At 47.0% G+C, this 17,375-nt stretch carries 13 protein-coding genes; 4 read left to right on the forward strand and 9 right to left on the reverse strand.

All coding sequences use genetic code 11. The features are described from left to right. Nucleotides 1-169: 169 nt before the first annotated feature. Nucleotides 170-1,264 carry a DNA replication/repair protein RecF gene (gene recF / locus QQL66_RS17200; RefSeq protein WP_284383097.1) on the forward strand — a complete coding sequence of 365 codons (1,095 nt, stop codon included), beginning with the start codon at nt 170-172 and terminating at the stop codon, nt 1,262-1,264. Between the two features lie 18 nt (nt 1,265-1,282). Next, the gene (gene gyrB / locus QQL66_RS17205) at nt 1,283-3,697 is read left to right on the forward strand and encodes a DNA topoisomerase (ATP-hydrolyzing) subunit B (RefSeq protein ID WP_284383098.1); all 2,415 of its coding nucleotides are present in this window, start codon (nt 1,283-1,285) and stop codon (nt 3,695-3,697) included. 99 nt (nt 3,698-3,796) lie between these two features. Here the strand turns inward: gyrB and QQL66_RS17210 are convergent, their stop codons facing one another. The 9 genes from QQL66_RS17210 to def all read right to left on the reverse strand — a co-directional run bounded on the left by QQL66_RS17210 (nt 3,797) and on the right by def (nt 14,630). After that, nucleotides 3,797-4,561, reverse strand: coding sequence for a lysophospholipid acyltransferase family protein (locus QQL66_RS17210; RefSeq protein WP_284383099.1), 765 nt, complete (start codon nt 4,559-4,561; stop codon nt 3,797-3,799). Between the two features lie 280 nt (nt 4,562-4,841). Continuing rightward, nucleotides 4,842-6,902 (reverse strand): glycine--tRNA ligase subunit beta, encoded by a 2,061-nt coding sequence (glyS, locus tag QQL66_RS17215; protein WP_284383100.1) that lies wholly within the window; start codon nt 6,900-6,902, stop codon nt 4,842-4,844. After that, nucleotides 6,902-7,891 carry a glycine--tRNA ligase subunit alpha gene (gene glyQ / locus QQL66_RS17220; RefSeq protein WP_284383101.1) on the reverse strand — a complete coding sequence of 330 codons (990 nt, stop codon included), beginning with the start codon at nt 7,889-7,891 and terminating at the stop codon, nt 6,902-6,904. The genes glyS and glyQ overlap by 1 nt, the downstream gene beginning before the upstream one ends. A 299-nt stretch (nt 7,892-8,190) precedes the next feature. Continuing rightward, nucleotides 8,191-8,658, reverse strand: coding sequence for a hypothetical protein (locus QQL66_RS17225; protein WP_284383102.1), 468 nt, complete (start codon nt 8,656-8,658; stop codon nt 8,191-8,193). Between the two features lie 14 nt (nt 8,659-8,672). Beyond that, a complete protein-coding gene (locus QQL66_RS17230) occupies nt 8,673-10,121 on the reverse strand; it encodes a TrkH family potassium uptake protein (RefSeq protein ID WP_284383103.1) in 1,449 nt (482 codons plus the stop codon). A 35-nt stretch (nt 10,122-10,156) separates the two neighbouring features. Beyond that, on the reverse strand, nt 10,157-11,533 hold the full coding sequence (gene trkA / locus QQL66_RS17235) for a Trk system potassium transporter TrkA (protein WP_284383104.1): 1,377 nt from the start codon (nt 11,531-11,533) through the stop codon (nt 10,157-10,159). A 185-nt stretch (nt 11,534-11,718) separates the two neighbouring features. After that, nucleotides 11,719-13,032: a 16S rRNA (cytosine(967)-C(5))-methyltransferase RsmB gene (gene rsmB / locus QQL66_RS17240; RefSeq protein ID WP_284383105.1), complete on the reverse strand. Its 1,314-nt coding sequence runs from the start codon at nt 13,030-13,032 to the stop codon at nt 11,719-11,721. Between the two features lie 20 nt (nt 13,033-13,052). Then, nucleotides 13,053-14,003, reverse strand: coding sequence for a methionyl-tRNA formyltransferase (gene fmt, locus QQL66_RS17245; protein WP_284383106.1), 951 nt, complete (start codon nt 14,001-14,003; stop codon nt 13,053-13,055). Nucleotides 14,004-14,114: 111 nt separating this feature from the next. Next, nucleotides 14,115-14,630, reverse strand: a complete 516-nt coding sequence (gene def, locus QQL66_RS17250; protein ID WP_284383107.1) for a peptide deformylase — start codon at nt 14,628-14,630, stop codon at nt 14,115-14,117. Nucleotides 14,631-14,816: 186 nt separating this feature from the next. On the opposite strand from def, the gene QQL66_RS17255 reads away from it, so the two are divergent. After that, nucleotides 14,817-15,863, forward strand: a complete 1,047-nt coding sequence (locus tag QQL66_RS17255) for a LysM peptidoglycan-binding domain-containing protein (protein ID WP_284383108.1) — start codon at nt 14,817-14,819, stop codon at nt 15,861-15,863. 178 nt (nt 15,864-16,041) lie between these two features. Beyond that, nucleotides 16,042-17,364: a DNA-processing protein DprA gene (dprA, locus tag QQL66_RS17260; RefSeq protein ID WP_284383109.1), complete on the forward strand. Its 1,323-nt coding sequence runs from the start codon at nt 16,042-16,044 to the stop codon at nt 17,362-17,364. Nucleotides 17,365-17,375 lie beyond the last annotated feature (11 nt).

Consider the following 17,375-nt stretch of genomic DNA (forward strand, 5'->3'; position numbering starts at 1 on the left):
TATACAGATTGATTACATAAGAGAGTAAGAAGCAATCTTCTCTTGCCCTCTTCCGATGTTCGATCAATCCAAAAGAAAATCCCTATATCAGTGAAATGGTGTAGGGATTTTTTTTGCCCATTGGTAAAATGGTTGTCACTTTATATAGGATGAAAGGACACCCCACTCTATGCTAATTACTCAACTTAAGATTGATGGATTACGCAATCTTAGTGGCTGCTCTGTGACCTTTGATCCCGTTAAAAAAGTCTCTCTATTTATAGGTAATAATGGTGCAGGAAAGACCAGTGTTTTAGAGGCTATTCATTGTTTGGCTACAGGCAATAGCTTCAGATCAACGTCCATAAAGCATCTTGTTACTCAATCACAACCTGCCTATACGATCTTTTCTAAATCCAGTTTGGCTTCTTCAGAAACCGACTTCTCTATTGGGGTGACTAAAAATACCGATGGTAAAAGTGAGGCTCGGTTGAATGGCGAGAAAATTAAATCACAAGAAACCATTAGTTCTTTGTTGCCGGTGATTGTGCTTGAACCTGGCTCGTTTGATCTGGTGATCGGTAGCCCTGAGTACCGTCGTCGTTTCATGGACTGGGGAGTGTTTCACGTGAAACATGAGTTTTGGTCCATTGCTGCTCGATTCAAAAAAGCTGCCAAACAACGTAATTCCCTGCTCCGTTCTCAATCAAACCTGACACTGATTCGCTCCTTTACTCGTCAGTTGGTCGACTTTGCTGAACAGATGTCGATGGCGCGTTTGGAATACTTCAATGAATTAAAGTCAGAATTTGAACGGGTTGTAGCGCAATTAACTGATTTAGAAAATGTTGAGATGAGATATAATAGGGGTTGGTCAAAAGAATTAGATTACGCTGATTACCTGGACGCCAACTTAGAAAAAGACAGAGAAGCTGGTTATACCCGTTATGGTCCACATCGGGCTGATTTGGTGATACGAGTGAATGGTCTTCCGGTTAAGGAAGTACTCTCTCGTGGTCAATTGAAGCTGCTGGTCTGTGCTTTGGTATTGGCACAATGCCGACTTTTTGAACGGCATGGAAACAACGAAACACTGCTGTTACTTGATGATTTGCCTTCCGAATTGGATGAGGAACATCGAAATAAGGTCCTACAAGAACTTATAGCCATGGGGCGTCAGGTTTTTATGACCTCCGTAGATGTGAACGGTTTTAGCAAAGAGATTCTGGATCAAACGCAAGTGTTTCACGTGAAACAAGGGAAGATAACAGCAAGCACGCATTAATGTGCTAAGAGGAATGTTATGTCAGAACAAGAATATGATTCGTCCAGTATTAAGGTCTTAAAAGGTCTAGATGCTGTAAGAAAAAGACCGGGTATGTACATTGGTGATACTGATGATGGTACGGGTCTACACCACATGGTGTTTGAGGTGGTGGATAACTCCATCGATGAAGCGTTAGCAGGTCACTGTAGTGACATCAAAGTGATGATCCACCCTGACGAGTCGATCAGTGTATCTGACGATGGCCGTGGAATTCCTGTCAATATCCATGAAGAGGAAGGTGTATCAGCGGCTGAAGTTATTCTTACCGTACTGCACGCCGGTGGTAAGTTTGATGATAACTCCTATAAAGTTTCTGGTGGTCTTCACGGTGTAGGTGTTTCTGTTGTAAACGCCCTATCTGAAAAACTAAAACTGACTATCCGTCGTCAAGGTAAAATTTGGGAACAAGAATACGTTCACGGTGTACCAAAAGAGCCTCTTAAAGCGGTAGGTGACTCTGAGGTGACGGGGACTGAAATTCATTTTAAACCGTCTGCTGAGACCTTTACCGGTATCGAATTCAGCTATGATCACTTGGCGAAGCGTCTTCGTGAACTGGCCTTCTTGAACTCTGGCGTGGGTATCATTCTTAAAGACTTGCGTACCGGTAAGGAAGAAGTCTTTAAATACGATGGTGGTTTGGAAGCTTTCGTTAATTATTTGAATACCAATAAGACAACCATCAACTCCGTATTCCACTTCAACAATGAGCGTGAAGATGGGATCTCGGTGGAAGTTGCGTTGCAGTGGAATGATAGCTTCTCCGAAAACATCTTCTGTTTTACCAACAACATCCCTCAACGTGATGGTGGTACTCACTTGGCTGGTTTCCGTGCAGCATTGACGCGAACCTTGAACCAGTACATTGAGAAAGAGCAACTACAGAAGAAGCAGAAAGTAGCGACCACTGGTGATGATGCTCGTGAAGGTTTGACTGCGATTATTTCTGTTAAAGTGCCCGATCCTAAGTTCTCTTCTCAGACAAAAGATAAGCTGGTGTCTTCGGAAGTGAAGACTGCGGTTGAGCAGGAAATGGGTGCCAAGCTGGTTGAATTCCTGGAAGAGAATCCGAACGAAGCTAAGCAAGTCGTACAGAAGATGGTAGACGCAGCAAGAGCCCGTGAAGCGGCTCGTAAAGCCCGTGAAATGACGCGTCGTAAAGGAGCGCTGGACATTGCCGGTTTGCCAGGTAAGTTGGCCGACTGTCAGGAGAAGGACCCTGCCCTTTCTGAAATCTACCTGGTGGAGGGTGACTCTGCAGGTGGTTCTGCCAAGCAAGGACGTGACCGTCGAACGCAAGCGATTCTGCCTTTGAAAGGTAAGATTCTGAACGTTGAAAAAGCACGCTTTGATAAGATGCTGTCGTCGGCGGAAGTTGGAACTCTGATCACGGCGTTGGGTTGTGGTATTGGCCCTGAAGAGTTTGATGCGGATAAGCTGCGTTATCATCGTATCATTATCATGACCGATGCCGACGTGGATGGCTCGCACATCCGTACCCTATTATTGACCTTCTTCTTCCGGCAAACACGTGAGTTGTTGGAACGAGGTCACATCTATATTGCGCAGCCTCCACTGTATAAAGTGAAGAAAGGTAAGCAAGAACAGTACATCGACAGTGAAAAAGATTTGGAAAATTTCCTTGTTCAAATCGCACTGGATAACTCTTCTTTGCATATCAACCAGGATGCACCTGGTATCAAAGGTGAAGCTTTACAATCCATCGTTGATAAATATCGTGCAGTGATGAATACCATTGACCGCCTGGATCGAGTTTATCCTAAGAAGATGATGGAAGAGTTGATCTATCGTCCGACGGTTTCGGTAGAGAATCTAAAAGACGAAGCCTTCATGAGCAACTGGATTGATATGTTCAAGGCGAAACTGGATTCAGAAAAACGCAGTGGTACCTTGTATGAAATCAATATGCATAAAGATTCTGAGCGTGGCTTGTTCCTTCCTCAGTTGGCGGTGACGGAGCACGGACTCACCTCAAACTATGTGATTAGCCATGAGTTCTTTGAATCTCCAGAGTATGAAGCCATTGTTGAGTTGGGCAATCATATCGCTTCCCTACTTGAAGAGGGTGCGTTTGTGCAGCGTGGTGAGCGTACACAAGAAGTGACCAGCTTCAAAGAAGCACTGGAGTGGTTAATGAAAGAAGCACGTAAAGGCTTCAATATTCAGCGCTATAAAGGGCTGGGTGAGATGAACCCTGATCAGTTGTGGGAAACCACGATGGACCCGGATTCTCGTCGTATGCTTCAGGTGAAAGTAGAAGATGCGATTGCTGCGGATCAGATGTTCACTACCCTGATGGGTGATGATGTTGAGCCGCGCCGTGAGTTCATTGAGCGTAACGCACTGAATGTATCGAATCTGGATTTCTAGTTATTTAGGAATGCCCAGATAGATATAAAAAAGGCCGGTATTGTTACCGGCCTTTTTACGTTTTACTTTCGCGCTTTCTTTATGAGTTTATCGCTCGTCTTAACCTGTGATCGACGGATGTTCAAACGTCGAAGATACCTGCTCTACCCCTTCAATGGCTTGAAGTGAGCGTTCTGTCCAAGCCCTAACCTCATCAGTGAGTTGTTCTGCTGTTTTCCCTTCACTGCTAATGGGTTGGCCTATGTGTACTTGAATGGTGCCTGGGTACTTGATGAACTCTTTGTTGATGTAGAAGTGCCCTGAGTTATGAGCAATAGGAAGTACAGGGACACCTGCGTTAATGGCTAGAGCAGCACCACTTCGGGCATAGCGTCCTAGCTTTTTAGGTGGGTTACGAGTGCCTTCAGGGAAGATAAGTACCCAGATTCCCGAGTTCAGGTACTGACTGCCCTGCTCCAACACTTGGGCGCGTGCGTTCTGTTTGTCCCCACGATTAATCGCAATGGGTTTGAGTAAAGAATAGGCCCAACCAAAAAATGGAATCCATAACAGCTCTCGCTTGATAACTTGAGTTTGAGGTGTACAGATCGATTGTAAAAAGAAGGTTTCCCAGGAGCTTTGATGGTTGCTGCTGATTAAGCAGGGTTGATCAGGAATATTATGCTTGCCTGTAATTTCATAGCGAACACCGCAAATAACTTTCAGTAACCAGATAAAGCTGGAAGTCCATGTGGTGATGATGAATCGATAGCGCAGTTCATAGGGTAAAAACAGGCCGATGATAATTCCCAGAGTATTCTGGGCGATCGAGAAGAAAAAGATGATGATATAGAAAATGATCGATCGGATCAGTGCTAACAACATAATGGCAAGGAACCTATAAAATGAATGCTCGTATTATCACTCAAAACAAGTTTTGTATTAATTAGCTTTTGTTAACAGTTGGGGGTGATTACTGTTACAAAGTAGTTTGAGTGGGTGCTGATCAGCGTTCTAGGGAGCGTGATAGTTTCTTATTAGAGGCGGGATTATAGCCGGAAAAATTAGAGTAGTTTATCAATAAAAAAGGACGAATGAGATTTCATTCGTCCTTCTATCGGTTTTCCATAGAGAGAAGGAAAACCCCTTTCGAGCTTGTGAGATGTTATGCCTGAAGCAAAGAAATATCCGCTACTTCAAGGAATAGGTTGCGAAGCTGAGACAACAAGGCCAAACGATTGTTACGAACCGCTTCGTCTTCTGCCATCACCATCACTTGATCAAAGAACTGATCCACTGGCTCACGTAGCTCTGCCAATGTTTGCATGGCTTGCTCATAATTAGACTCAGCAAATACCGGTGCCAGAGTTGAAGACACAGATGCCACCTTCTCTGCCAGTTGCTTCTCAGTCTCTTCCCGAAGCAAAGCATTATCTACCGTTAGCGGAATTGCCTGCTCAGCTTTCGCCAAGATGTTGGATACGCGCTTGTTCGCAGCGGCCAATGCTTGTGCTGCATCCAGCTTGTAGAAAGCGAACACGGCATGTACACGGTTGTTGATGTCCAATGGCTTGGTGATACCACGAGCACGAACAGCCTGGAATACTTCCGCCGGAATGTTTTCGTCCTGATACCAGGCGCTGAAACGATCCAACATATATTCAACCAAGGTAGCTTTGGTGTTTTCTTTCAACGCAACCGGCCATTCGTTGTCGATCGCCCAGTCGATTAACTCACCCAAGTCGAGGTCAATTTTCTTCTCAACCAAGATGCGTAACACGCCCAGAGATGCACGACGTAATGCGAACGGGTCTTTGGTGCCTGTTGGTATCTGGCCCAGGCCAAACAGGCCAACAAGGCTGTCCAGGCGGTCTGCAAGTGCGATAGCTGTACCTGTGTCCGTGGCTGGTAGTTGGTCACCTGCAAAGGCTGGCATATATTGCTCAACCATCGCTGCACAGACATCGGCATGTTCGCCGTCGTTTTGCGCGTAGTATTGACCTGCAAGCCCTTGAAGGTCGGTGAACTCATACACCATTTGAGTAACCAGATCCGTTTTACACAGCTTGGCTGCACGTTCTGCTAACGCCGTGTCACTGCCTGTTGCAGAGGCAATTTTGCTTGCCAAAGAGGCAATACGAGTTGATTTGTCAGCAATACTTCCAAGTTTGTGTACCCAGACAACCGACTTCAGTTTATCAAAGCGGCTTTCGAGTGATTGCTTACGATCGGTGTCCCAGAAGAAGGCCGCATCGGCAAGACGAGGGCGAATTACTTTTTCGTTACCCGCGATCACTTGCGCCGGATCTTTACTTTCGATGTTCGCAATAGTGATGAAGTTAGGCTTCAACTTGCCATTGGCATCGACAACGTGGAAGTATTTTTGATGCTCTTTCATGGAAGAAACCAATGCTTCTGATGGAACATCCAGGAAGCGTTCTTCAAAGTTACCCGCCAGAGCCACAGGCCATTCGTTCAGGGCCGTAACTTCGTCGAGTAAGTCTTCGTCGATAACAGCTTCGCCGCCTAGCTTCTTACCTTCGGCAGTCACCTGCTCTTTGATCAGTTGCTGACGTTCTTCAAAGCTGGCCATCACATAAGCGCCACGTAGCGCTTCTTCGTACGTGGTTGGAGATTCGATATGAATCTCTTCCGGCGCATGGAAGCGGTGACCGCGCGAGGTATTTCCGGCTTTCAGACCCAGAACTTCGCCATCAATGATGTCATTACCGAACAGCATCACTAACCAGTGCACAGGACGTACGAATTCAGTACGGCTTGCACCCCAGCGCATGCGCTTAGGAATCGGTAATTTGTCGAGACTGGTTTGAACAATTGCCGGAAGCAATGCAGTTGTTTCCTGGCCTTTGATGCTCAGTTCGATCATCAATTTGCCATTGTCGCCGGTTTTGATTTCGGACACATCCGCACCAGAGCGCTTGGCAAAGCCTTCGGCGGCTTTGGTTGGATTACCGTTTTCATCAAAGCCAATATTCGCCGGTGGACCATAAACGACTTCGTCTTTGTCTTCCTGTTTTTCAGGAAGGTCTGAAATACGAACGGCCAAGCGACGAGGAGCTGCAAACAATTCGATCTTTGAGCCTTTAAGGTTCGCTTCAGCAAGACCCTGTTCAATGCCATCTGCAAACGCCTGACTAAGACGCTTAAGTGCTTTCGGTGGTAATTCTTCGGTGCCTAGCTCAACTAGGAAATCACGTGTTGCCATTAGTTTTTCTCCTGTTGAGCTTCTTCTTTCGCTTTTGCCGCTTGATACTTTGAAAGCACTTCGTCACGAATGCCTTCTTCAGCTAATGGGAAGCCAAGCTCTGCACGACTATTAAAGTAGGCTTCTGCCACGGATCGAGCCAGCGTACGAACGCGAAGAATATAACCTTGACGTTCCGTTACAGAGATCGCGCCACGAGCATCCAACATGTTGAAGGTGTGAGAGGCTTTCAATACTTGTTCGTAAGCTGGAAGCGCAAGACCGGCCTCAATCAAACGAGCACAGTCTTTTTCGTGTTGATCGAAGGCTTTAAACATGAAGTCAGTATCGGCGTATTCAAAGTTATAGGCTGACATTTCCACTTCGTTTTGATGGAAGACATCGCCGTAAGTCACTTTTGAACCGTCTGGACCATAACACCAAACCAGGTCGAAGATGCTGTCAACGCCTTGCAGGTACATCGCAATACGCTCGAGACCATAGGTGATTTCACCGGTAACCGGATAACATTCCAAGCCACCCACTTGCTGGAAGTAAGTGAACTGAGTTACTTCCATGCCGTTCAACCAAACTTCCCAACCTAAGCCCCAAGCACCCAATGTTGGAGATTCCCAGTTATCTTCCACAAAACGAATGTCGTGGATACTTGGGTCAATGCCCATCATACGAAGGGAATCCAAATAGAGTTCTTGAATATTGCTTGGAGACGGCTTCATCACTACCTGAAACTGGTAGTAGTGTTGAAGACGGTTCGGGTTTTCACCATAACGGCCATCGGTCGGACGACGACATGGTTGGACGTAGGCTGAATTCCACTTTTCCGGGCCAATGGCTCGTAGGAAGGTTGCTGTGTGGAACGTACCCGCTCCAACTTCCATGTCGATAGGCTGGTTAATAACGCAGCCCTGTTGTGACCAGAAATTTTGTAGAGCGGCGATTAAGCCCTGGAAAGTTAATACATCTGGTTCTTGATACGCTGGTTTGGTCACAGAAGACCCCTTAACTGTTCGATCTTTATTATTTCTCCGCAAGTATATGGGGCAGATATGTCATAACGTCGAGTGAGGCGTAGTCACTGATTTCGCCCTGATTTTTATGAAAGATCAGGATGGGTCGCTGCCGGATTCGTTGCGGGAATTGGTTGTTCGCTATACGAATTAAATAAACGAACAATGATAAAGACAAAGCCCCCATCCTTGCAATGGAGAAGCCTGGGTTTATTAAGAAATTCGGGGGGTTCTGTCGAAAATAGTCCTCATAATCATATTAGGTAGCGAATATAAGTAACTTAAAACCCTATCCCTAATCCAATAAGATACTTGTAGTCATGTTGAGAGTCTTGATAGATACCTACTTTAGCGCTAATGAATAAGGCGGAAAGGATGGTTTCTATGCCAACTTGGCTTTCATTTCCTAGCTCTGCGTAGCTGATGCCTGCTCGAAGGTTTCCACCGTATGGCATGTAACCTAATCCCAAAGAAACTTTATGACCTTCTTGACCGAGTTCAAGATCACTGTAGAGGTAAGATAGATGACTAAATACTTCTGGATTTTTAGAATCGGCAACGATTTGTTTTGTGTGCCTTTGATAAAGCGCTAGTCCGATTTTTCCATTGAGGTGGTTTAAATTATCGTAATAAACACCACCCACAGGCATCAGCCCACTATCAGCATGCAAGTTAGGGGTAAAAGAAAGTGCTATTAAACAGGCCGTCAGTATACGTCGTGTCAGTGTATTGATTACGGATAAACGCATTGAGAGCCTTGAATCTATCTTTCCCAAAAGTCAGGAATAAATAACACCAGTACGGTAAAGATTTCCAAACGACCCAGTAGCATGGCGGCGCTTAAAATCCACTTGGCGGCATCGTTAATTTCTCCGTAATTGGCTGCCACTTCGCCTAGGCCAGGACCGAGGTTGTTGATACAGGCGCCAACGGCTGACCAGGCGGTCACCATGTCTAAACCTGTCATCAATAGCATGATTTGCAAGCCAATGAAGGTAATGATGTACACAGAGAAGAAACCCCAAACAGCTTCAATCACGCGATCAGGAACCGGTTTGCGACCAATTTTAATCGGGATAACGGCACTTGGGTGCAGTAGACGACGAATTTCTCGTAAACCTTGTTTAATGACCAGTAGGATACGAATTACTTTCATCCCGCCGCCGGTTGATCCGGCGCAGCCACCCATGAATGCCATGGAAAATAGAAGGAAAGGAAGGTAACTCGGCCAGTTGGAAAAATCATCAATACCAAATCCAGTGGTCGTTGCGACAGAAACCACTTCAAACAAAGCTCTGCTCCAGGCAACACTTTCAGGATAGGCTCTGGTGGCTGCCAGTGTTAAGCCGGTGACCAAGACAGCGCCAAATAGAATGGCTAAAAAGAAACGGGTTTCAGGGTCTTTCCAGTAATAAATAAGGGTATTTCTGCGCCAGGAGAGGAAGTGCAAACTAAAGTTAATAGCGGATACGATCATGAAGAAGACGCAGATTAGCTCGATGGCCTGACTGTCAAAATACCCGATACTCGCATCATGGGTTGAGAAGCCGCCAATCGCGACAGTAGCAAAGCTGTGACAGATCGCGTCAAACGCGCTCATTCCTGCCAGCCAATAGCCCACAGCACAACTGATTGTCAGTGACAGGTAGATATACCATAACGCCTTTGCGGTTTCGGTAATGCGAGGAGTTAGCTTGGAATCCTTCATTGGTCCCGGCGTTTCTGCTCGGTATAACTGCATTCCCCCGATGCCCAGCATAGGCAGGATAGCAACGGCCAATACAATGATACCCATACCGCCCAGCCATTGCAGTTGTTGGCGATAAAATAAGATGGAATGAGGAAGGTCATCAAGGCCAACAATCACTGTGGCCCCTGTTGTGGTTAGACCTGACAGGGATTCGAAAAAGGCATCGGTAAATGAAAGACCGGGGTGGTCAGACAGCATCAGTGGGAAGGCCCCGAACAGCGCCAGTACCAACCAGAACATCAGGGTCACCATGAATCCGTCGCGCACGGACAGTTCTTTGCGATGACGACGCGCAGGATACCAGAGCATAAATCCGGCAATGACGTTAATGCCAAAGGCGATTCCGAAGGATTTCACTCCACCGTCGCCATAGATCAAAGCTACTAAAATGGGGGGCAGCATCGCTAAGCTGAAGATCATCAACAAGATGCCTAAGATTCGCGAAGTCAGCACTAAATGCATAAGTCAGCCTGTGTCTCTTTGTGTTAACGATCTGCTTAGAAGAACATGAACGAAGGTTGGAATAAGCGCTCGACTTCCGGCACTTTTCGTTTATCCACCAGGAACAAGATTACGTGATCGTTTTGTTCGATGACGGTATCGTGGTGGGCGATGATCACTTCTTCATCCCGAACGATGGCGCCGATGGTTGTCCCTTCGGGCAGTTTGATGTCTTCGATGGCGCGGCCGACTACTCTGGAAGAGCGTTTATCGCCATGTGCGATCGCTTCAATCGCCTCTGCTGCACCTCTTCGTAGTGAGTGAGCACTTACTACGTCACCTCGTCGGATTTTACTGAGAACACTGCCGATGGTGCTGTTCTGAGGCGATATCGCTACATCAATGGCACCGCCTTGTACCAGATCAACATAAGCCGGATTGTTGATCAAGGCCATGACTTTTCGGGCGCCAAGACGTTTGGCTAATAAGCATGACATGATGTTGGCTTCGTCTTCATTGGTCAGAGCACAGAACACATCCGTTTCTTCGATATTCTCTTCAAGAAGGAGTTCTTGGTTGGAGGCATCGCCGTGTAAAACAATGGTTTTGTGCAGCGTGTTGGAGAGGTATTCACAACGATCGTAATTACGTTCGATTAATCGGACCCGATACATGTTCTCGATGTCTTTCGCGAGTCGTTCTCCGATGTTACCACCTCCGGCGATGGTAATGCGCTTGTAGGAACCTTCCAGTTCCCGCATTTCACTCATCACATCCCGAATGTGTGAACGGGCTGCAATAAAGAAGATTTCATCGTCTTCCTGGATGATGGTGTCGCCATGCGGAATGATCGGACTGTCTTTTCGGAAAATCGCGGCCACTCGGGTGTCGATGTTGGGCATGTGCTCACGAATGTCTTTCAATTCATGCCCTACCAATGGGCCACCCTTACGGGTTTTGACGGCCACGAGCTGAACTTTCTTATCCGCAAAATCAAGCACCTGAAGTGCGTCCGGGTATTGCAGTAGTCGCTTGACGTGGTTGGTCACCGCTTTTTCAGGACTGATCATGTGATCCACAGGGAAGGCTTCTTTCTTAAACAGCGCTTCCTTGAGGTTGGTGTAGTTGGAGGATCGTACGCGGGCAATTTTGTTGGGGGTTCTGAATAAGGAGTAGGCTACCTGACAGGCCACCATATTGATCTCATCAGAGTTGGTGACGGCAATCAGCATATCCGCATCTTCGGCACCGGCTTGTTTTAATACATTGGGGTGACACCCCATACCCTGAGTGGTGCTGATATCCAGCTTGGATTGAAGATCTTTTAACCGACCCGCGTCGAGATCGACAACGGTAATATCCTTATCTTCACTGGCCAAGGTGGCTGCAAGTGTGCCACCAACCTGACCGGCTCCCAAAATGATGATTTTCATAGGGGTGAATGCCCGGGCTATTAAATTCTTTGTACTGGCTTGGTCTTTCTACACTGTATGATCCAAGCGGCATAAGGGCAAACATTTTACTCAGATTGTTTTCAAAAGAAACAAGGAGATTAGAGGAAACACTCTATTTTCGGCGTCTTGCTGATACTGCTCAGGGTAATGGATACCCTGAGCGATTAGTCTTTGACCAGTTTTGCGTAATAGAAGCCATCGTGGCCGGCGGTTGTTTCGGAGTGTTGTTCCGGTAGAAACTGCCAACCGTGTTCTTGAGCAAAGCCGATAGGAAGCTGTAATGGAACGGATGTGGCATCGTTAGATTGTTTCAGAAAGCGATCAATGACCTGTTCATTCTCCGTCGGTAGAATCGAGCAGGTGGCGTACAGCAAGGTACCGCCTTTTTTGAGTAACGGCCACAAGGCAAGCAATAACTGCAGTTGGGTATCCGCCAGTGCGTTGATGTCTTCCGGTCGGCGAAGGTATTTGATGTCCGGGTGACGTCGAACCACCCCGGTCGCCGAACAAGGAGCGTCCAGCAGGATACGATCAAACGGTTGACCATCCCACCAGGATTCGGTTTGACTGACGTCCCCTGCAATCAATTCGGCGGAAAGGTTCAATCGGCTTAAGTTCTGTTCGACTCGCTTGAGACGGTCTGCTTCCAAATCAATGGCCACCATAGAAGCAAGTTCGGGTTCGGCTTCCAACATTGCACAGGTTTTCCCGCCTGGAGCACAACAGGCATCAAGTACTCGCTGGTTTGATTCAAGCTCGATCAATTGGCTGGCAAATTGGGCTGCGCTGTCTTGAACTGAGAAGGTACCGTCGTCAAATCCGGGCAATTGCGTGATATCCACCGCCTGATTAAGGGTAATGAAGCCGGTCTGGTCAGATCGTTGAAATTCAATGCCGGTTTGAGTGAGTTGATCCGCGTACTCTTCGATAGACGATTTCAGGGGATTCACTCGTAGGGTCACTGCAGGCTGACTGTTACTGGCTTGGTAAACGGCCTCTTTTTGTTCCGGCCAGAATTTTTTTACCCGCTTTGCCAACCAGCCAGGAAACGCACTGTGGAAACAAATGTCGTTATCCAGCGTTTCAAAGATCTTTGCCTGATCCCGTTGATAGTTGCGTAGGACACCGTTAACCAGTGCTTTCGCCCAGGATTTTTTGAGGCTTAACGTTGCGTCTACCGTGTTGTTAATGGCGGCATGATCTGCCGTACGCATGAAATCCAGTTGATAGAGCCCCAACAGAATCAACGCATAGACGTCTTTATCTTTTTCTTTCAGCGGCTTATCTAACAGCTGTTGTGCAATTCTTTCTAAGCGGGGTCCTTGGCGGAAGGTACCCAAGATCAGTTGATGCGCTAAACCTCGTTCCGATGGATCCAGATTGGATAACATAGGTTCCAGCGTCTGGGAGAGGCTGCCCTGCCCTTTCAGGATCGGAGCAATCAGTAGAGCACATTTCGCGAGTAAAGCGTGTTTCATGTCGGCAGGCTCAGGATCAATTAAGCAAACGTGTTTTTCTGGGCGAATAAGTCTTTATTGCCATTCAGGATTTGTTCTGCCGTCATGGCTTTCTTACCTGGCAACTGCAATTTCTCAAGACATACAACGCCGTCTCCGGTCGCCACATATATGCCTTGCTTATCACTTCCGATTACTGTGCCCGCCTCAGCTGAAGTGGTTTGATCCGAGACAGAGGCTTGATGAATGCGAATGTTCTGCTCGTCCATAAAGGTATAAGCGGAAGGCCAAGGAAACAGCCCCCGGACTTTACGAGCGATGTTCTCGGCAGTGTCGCTCCAATCGATCTTACCTTCTTCTTTGGTGAGCTTGTGTGCGTAATTCGCTTGAGCGTCCTCTTGAGGCTCAGCTGTCAAAGCCCCTTCCTTTAGCTGCGCTACAGCGTCCACAAGTAAACTTCCACCTTGTTGTGCGAGCTTGTCATGCAGGCTGGCGCTGGTGTCGGTGTCGAGAATGTCCGTGTAGGCTTTGGCCAACATGTCGCCTGTGTCCAAGCCTACGTCCATTTGCATAATGGTAATGCCGGTTTGCTGATCACCCGCCAAAAGAGCCCGATGAATCGGTGCAGCACCACGCCAACGAGGAAGAATGGATGCGTGAACATTAATGCAACCCAGCCTTGGAGTGTCCAATACCGCTTTCGGAAGAATCAAACCATAGGCGGCAACCACCATTAGATCTGCGTCTAACGCAGCTAACTCGGCTCGATCTGCTTCGTCTTTGAAGTTCAATGGCTGGTATACCGGAATGTCTGCTTCCAATGCCACTTCTTTAACCGGGCTTGGTTTTAACTTATGACCTCGTCCTGCGGGACGATCGGGCTGAGTATAAACCGCAATGACCTCATCCGGGCCTTCCAATAAGGCTTTTAATGATTCAGCCGCAAATTCTGGTGTGCCGGCAAAAATGATTTTTAATGGCTGAGCAGACATGAGATTCCTAAGCGAAGAGTTGATGTTGAATGAATAAACCCTGAAATAAATAAAGCCAAAGAGACTCTTTGGCCAGATTTATCGCGTTCAATGCTGAAACAAGTTAAGAGATTACGCTTTTTTTGCTTGGCGCTTATGCTCTTTTTCCAACTTGCTTTTAATGCGGTTACGCTTCAGTGGAGACAAATAGTCTACGAACAGCTTGCCGTTGAGATGATCCATTTCATGTTGGATACACACCGCCAGTAAACCGGTGGCTTCCATTTCAAAAGGCTCGCCATCGCGACCAATCGCATTGACACGAACGTGTGCAGTACGGGTCACCTCCTCATAGAAACCGGGGACAGATAAGCAGCCCTCCTGCATGGTTTCAGGGTCGCCATTCAACACCTCAACCGATGGATTAATAAAAACCAGCGGTTCATTTTTCTCTTCTGACACATCTATGACTACAATTTGTTTGTGCACATCGACTTGCGTTGCTGCCAAGCCAATGCCTGGTGCGTCGTACATGGTCTCAAACATATCATCGATGATCTGACGGATTTCATCGTTTACATCGTCCACTGGTGTGGCGATGGTGCGTAATCTTTTATCTGGGAATTCTAAAATTGTGAGCTTTGACATAACTAGATTTTAAATTAGGTAGTAAATCTGTAGATTTGGCTGCTAATATTAAGCAATGCCGTAATCTTTCGCGCTATCTGGTTTGGATTAGAAGCTATTTTAGCAAGAACTCTAACAAAAAGCGCTGGTGGCAAAGTATTCATTTGTATGAATCTCATCCACTCGACAACAATAAGGACAATTGAAATGCGAAACAGGCTTCTCACTGTTGCCCTTGGGTGTTTTATTAGCCTATTTGCAATGGCAGCGGATCTGGCTGCGCAAAACCCTTTAAAAGAAGGTCACCCTGATAAATACATAGTGATCAAAGGGGATACACTCTGGGGAATCTCAGAGAAGTTTCTGGACAGCCCCTGGTTGTGGCCTGAGATTTGGCATGTAAACCCTCAAATTGAAAACCCTCACCTGATTTTTCCGGGTGACACTATCGGGCTTGTGTACATAGATGGCAAAACCAAGTTAACGGTATTGCGTCGTGGTGCTCAGGGTCGAACCGTCAAACTAACGCCAACTGCTCGCATTACACCGATTGATACGGCCATTCCTTCCATCCCGATGGATGCGATTGATAGCTTTATCAAGAACAACCGTATTGTCGATGAAAAGCAGCTGTTAAAAGCGCCTTATGTGATTTCAGGTGAAGAAGGTCAGTTGATTGGTGGTAAAGACGATCGTGTTTATGCACGTGGTGTCTTTAATGAGAAACCGTTGAAGCGTTATGGCATCTATCGCGGCGGTCAGCAGTATGTTGATCCGGTTACCAAAGAATTGTTGGGTTATGAAGCGCTCGATATTGGTTCAGCGAAAGTAACTGCCCAAAATAATGATGTTTTGACGCTGTTGTTAACAGATACCAATCAGGACATCCGCATCGGTGACCGCTTGTTGGAAGCTGAAGAAACCAAATTGGAAACGGTTTTCCATCCAAGCAGTCCGGAACAGGAAATTCGTGGTCACATTATCGCTGTTCCAGGTGGTGTTAGTCAGATTGGTCAGTTTGACGTAGTAGTGATCAACAAAGGTGAGCGTGAAAAAATTAAGCCAGGTAACGTGCTAGCGATTTATCGTAAAGGTGCCTTGGTGAAAGATCCGTTTGCTAAGGAAACTGTCGAACTGCCTGCGGAACGTGCAGGTCTGCTGATGATCTTCCGTGTGTTCGATAAAGTAAGTTATGGCTTGGTGCTTCGTTCTAAGCGCGTGCTTTCATTGCTGGATGAAGTGCGTAATCCGTAAGGTCTGATTGATAAGAGATCAGCCGATCAGGACATAAGCTGAACAGCGATCATTCCTAGGAATGACTTTCATAAAAAAACCGAGGATTAACGTCCTCGGTTTTTTTATACCATAAAGAAATTGCTTAGTCTGGAGGATTCACTATCGACTAGCCTAGTTATGGAATGTGGTCGCGCCTATGGATCAAAACCCTCTGCACCCTGAACTTTCTCTAGAGGCTCTTTCCCAAGAGACGGTTTCTCAAGGCTCTGCTTCACAACGTGCTGTTTCTCCAAGTACTATCTCTCAACGAACTTTGGACTGGCTAACGCTGAGCTTAATTCCAGGGCTGTCCAGCCGGACGCTGATTAAATTACGGCAGGTTTATGCTGAGCCTGGCCAGCTCATCTCGGTGATTCGGGACGGTGAGTGGCGGCACCTGCCCTTCCAAAAAGCCGCTAAAGATTGGCTGACGACTCATAGTTCACGTCTGGGTCAGGTGTTTGAGGATCAAATTGAGAAAACCTTAGTCTGGTTAGAAAGTGGAGGCTTCCTACTGGATTGGCAAAGTCCGGAATACCCTTCGATGTTGCAGGAAATCTATGATCCGCCGGTGCTTTTGTATGGATTAGGGCAACCTCATTGTTTACAAGAACACCAGTCATTAGCGATGGTTGGTAGTCGCAAGGCCACTCGATACGGTATTGAACTGGCCAATGAATTTGCCTATCAGTTGGGGCACTTAGGGTGGCAGGTGGTTTCTGGTTTGGCTTTGGGGATTGACGGTGCCGCGCATCAGGGCGCATTACAGGCAGTTCAGGAAGGTGCCTGCGTCTCAACCGTGGCTGTGGTGGCTACTGGCTTGGATCAAACCTACCCTGCCAGCCATCGGCAATTAAAGGAGCAGATCATCGAAAGTGGCTGTGTGATCAGTGAGTATCCGCTGGGCACCCTGCCAAAAGCGAACTTCTTTCCTCGTCGGAATCGGATTATCAGCGGCTTGTGTCATGGCGTGTTGGTGGTTGAAGCCAGTGAAAAGAGTGGTTCTTTGGTGTCGGCCCGATGTGCTCTGGAGCAAAACCGTGATGTATTTGCGATTCCTGGTGCATTAAATAACCCTCAGGCGGTGGGATGTCATAGCCTTATTCAACAAGGCGCAAAGCTGGTGACCTGTGTTGAAGATATTTTGGAAGAATACACAACGACCTCTACTCCTCAGTCTCCAAAAGCTGCTGTAAATCTGAAGAAGGCAATCCCGAAGGTAGCTCAGGGCGTCGTTTCTTCTCAGCCGGATCTGTTGGACGATCGCTCTCAGAGTGCGGCTCACAATCCTTTACCTTCGGATTCTCTGGAGTCTCAGGACCCCGTCCTGGCGGCCATCGGGAATCACATCGCCACAGCGGATGAATTGATCATCAGAACCGGGTTAACCTGGCCCGAGCTAAGTCAGAAACTGTTAACGCTTGAGTTGGCGGGATTGATTCTTTCAACTCAGGGTGGTTATTCGTTGAAAACCAACTAATTTTTTTATGT

The organism is Litoribrevibacter albus (genome assembly GCF_030159995.1).
In the GTDB taxonomy this organism is placed as follows: domain Bacteria; phylum Pseudomonadota; class Gammaproteobacteria; order Pseudomonadales; family Litoribrevibacteraceae; genus Litoribrevibacter; species Litoribrevibacter albus.

Bases quoted from the DNA above. Each gene is read 5' to 3' on its own strand.
- dprA (WP_284383109.1), top strand. From the start codon at position 16,042: ATGGATCAAAACCCTCTGCACCCTGAACTTTCTCTAGAGGCTCTTTCC.
- QQL66_RS17255 (WP_284383108.1), top strand. From the start codon at position 14,817: ATGCGAAACAGGCTTCTCACTGTTGCCCTTGGGTGTTTTATTAGCCTA.
- fmt (WP_284383106.1), bottom strand. From the start codon at position 14,003: ATGTCTGCTCAGCCATTAAAAATCATTTTTGCCGGCACACCAGAATTT.
- gyrB (WP_284383098.1), top strand. From the start codon at position 1,283: ATGTCAGAACAAGAATATGATTCGTCCAGTATTAAGGTCTTAAAAGGT.
- rsmB (WP_284383105.1), bottom strand. From the start codon at position 13,032: ATGAAACACGCTTTACTCGCGAAATGTGCTCTACTGATTGCTCCGATC.
- QQL66_RS17225 (WP_284383102.1), bottom strand. From the start codon at position 8,658: ATGCGTTTATCCGTAATCAATACACTGACACGACGTATACTGACGGCC.
- def (WP_284383107.1), bottom strand. From the start codon at position 14,630: ATGTCAAAGCTCACAATTTTAGAATTCCCAGATAAAAGATTACGCACC.
- trkA (WP_284383104.1), bottom strand. From the start codon at position 11,533: ATGAAAATCATCATTTTGGGAGCCGGTCAGGTTGGTGGCACACTTGCA.
- recF (WP_284383097.1), top strand. From the start codon at position 170: ATGCTAATTACTCAACTTAAGATTGATGGATTACGCAATCTTAGTGGC.
- QQL66_RS17230 (WP_284383103.1), bottom strand. From the start codon at position 10,121: ATGCATTTAGTGCTGACTTCGCGAATCTTAGGCATCTTGTTGATGATC.
- glyS (WP_284383100.1), bottom strand. From the start codon at position 6,902: ATGGCAACACGTGATTTCCTAGTTGAGCTAGGCACCGAAGAATTACCA.
- QQL66_RS17210 (WP_284383099.1), bottom strand. From the start codon at position 4,561: ATGTTGTTAGCACTGATCCGATCGATCATTTTCTATATCATCATCTTT.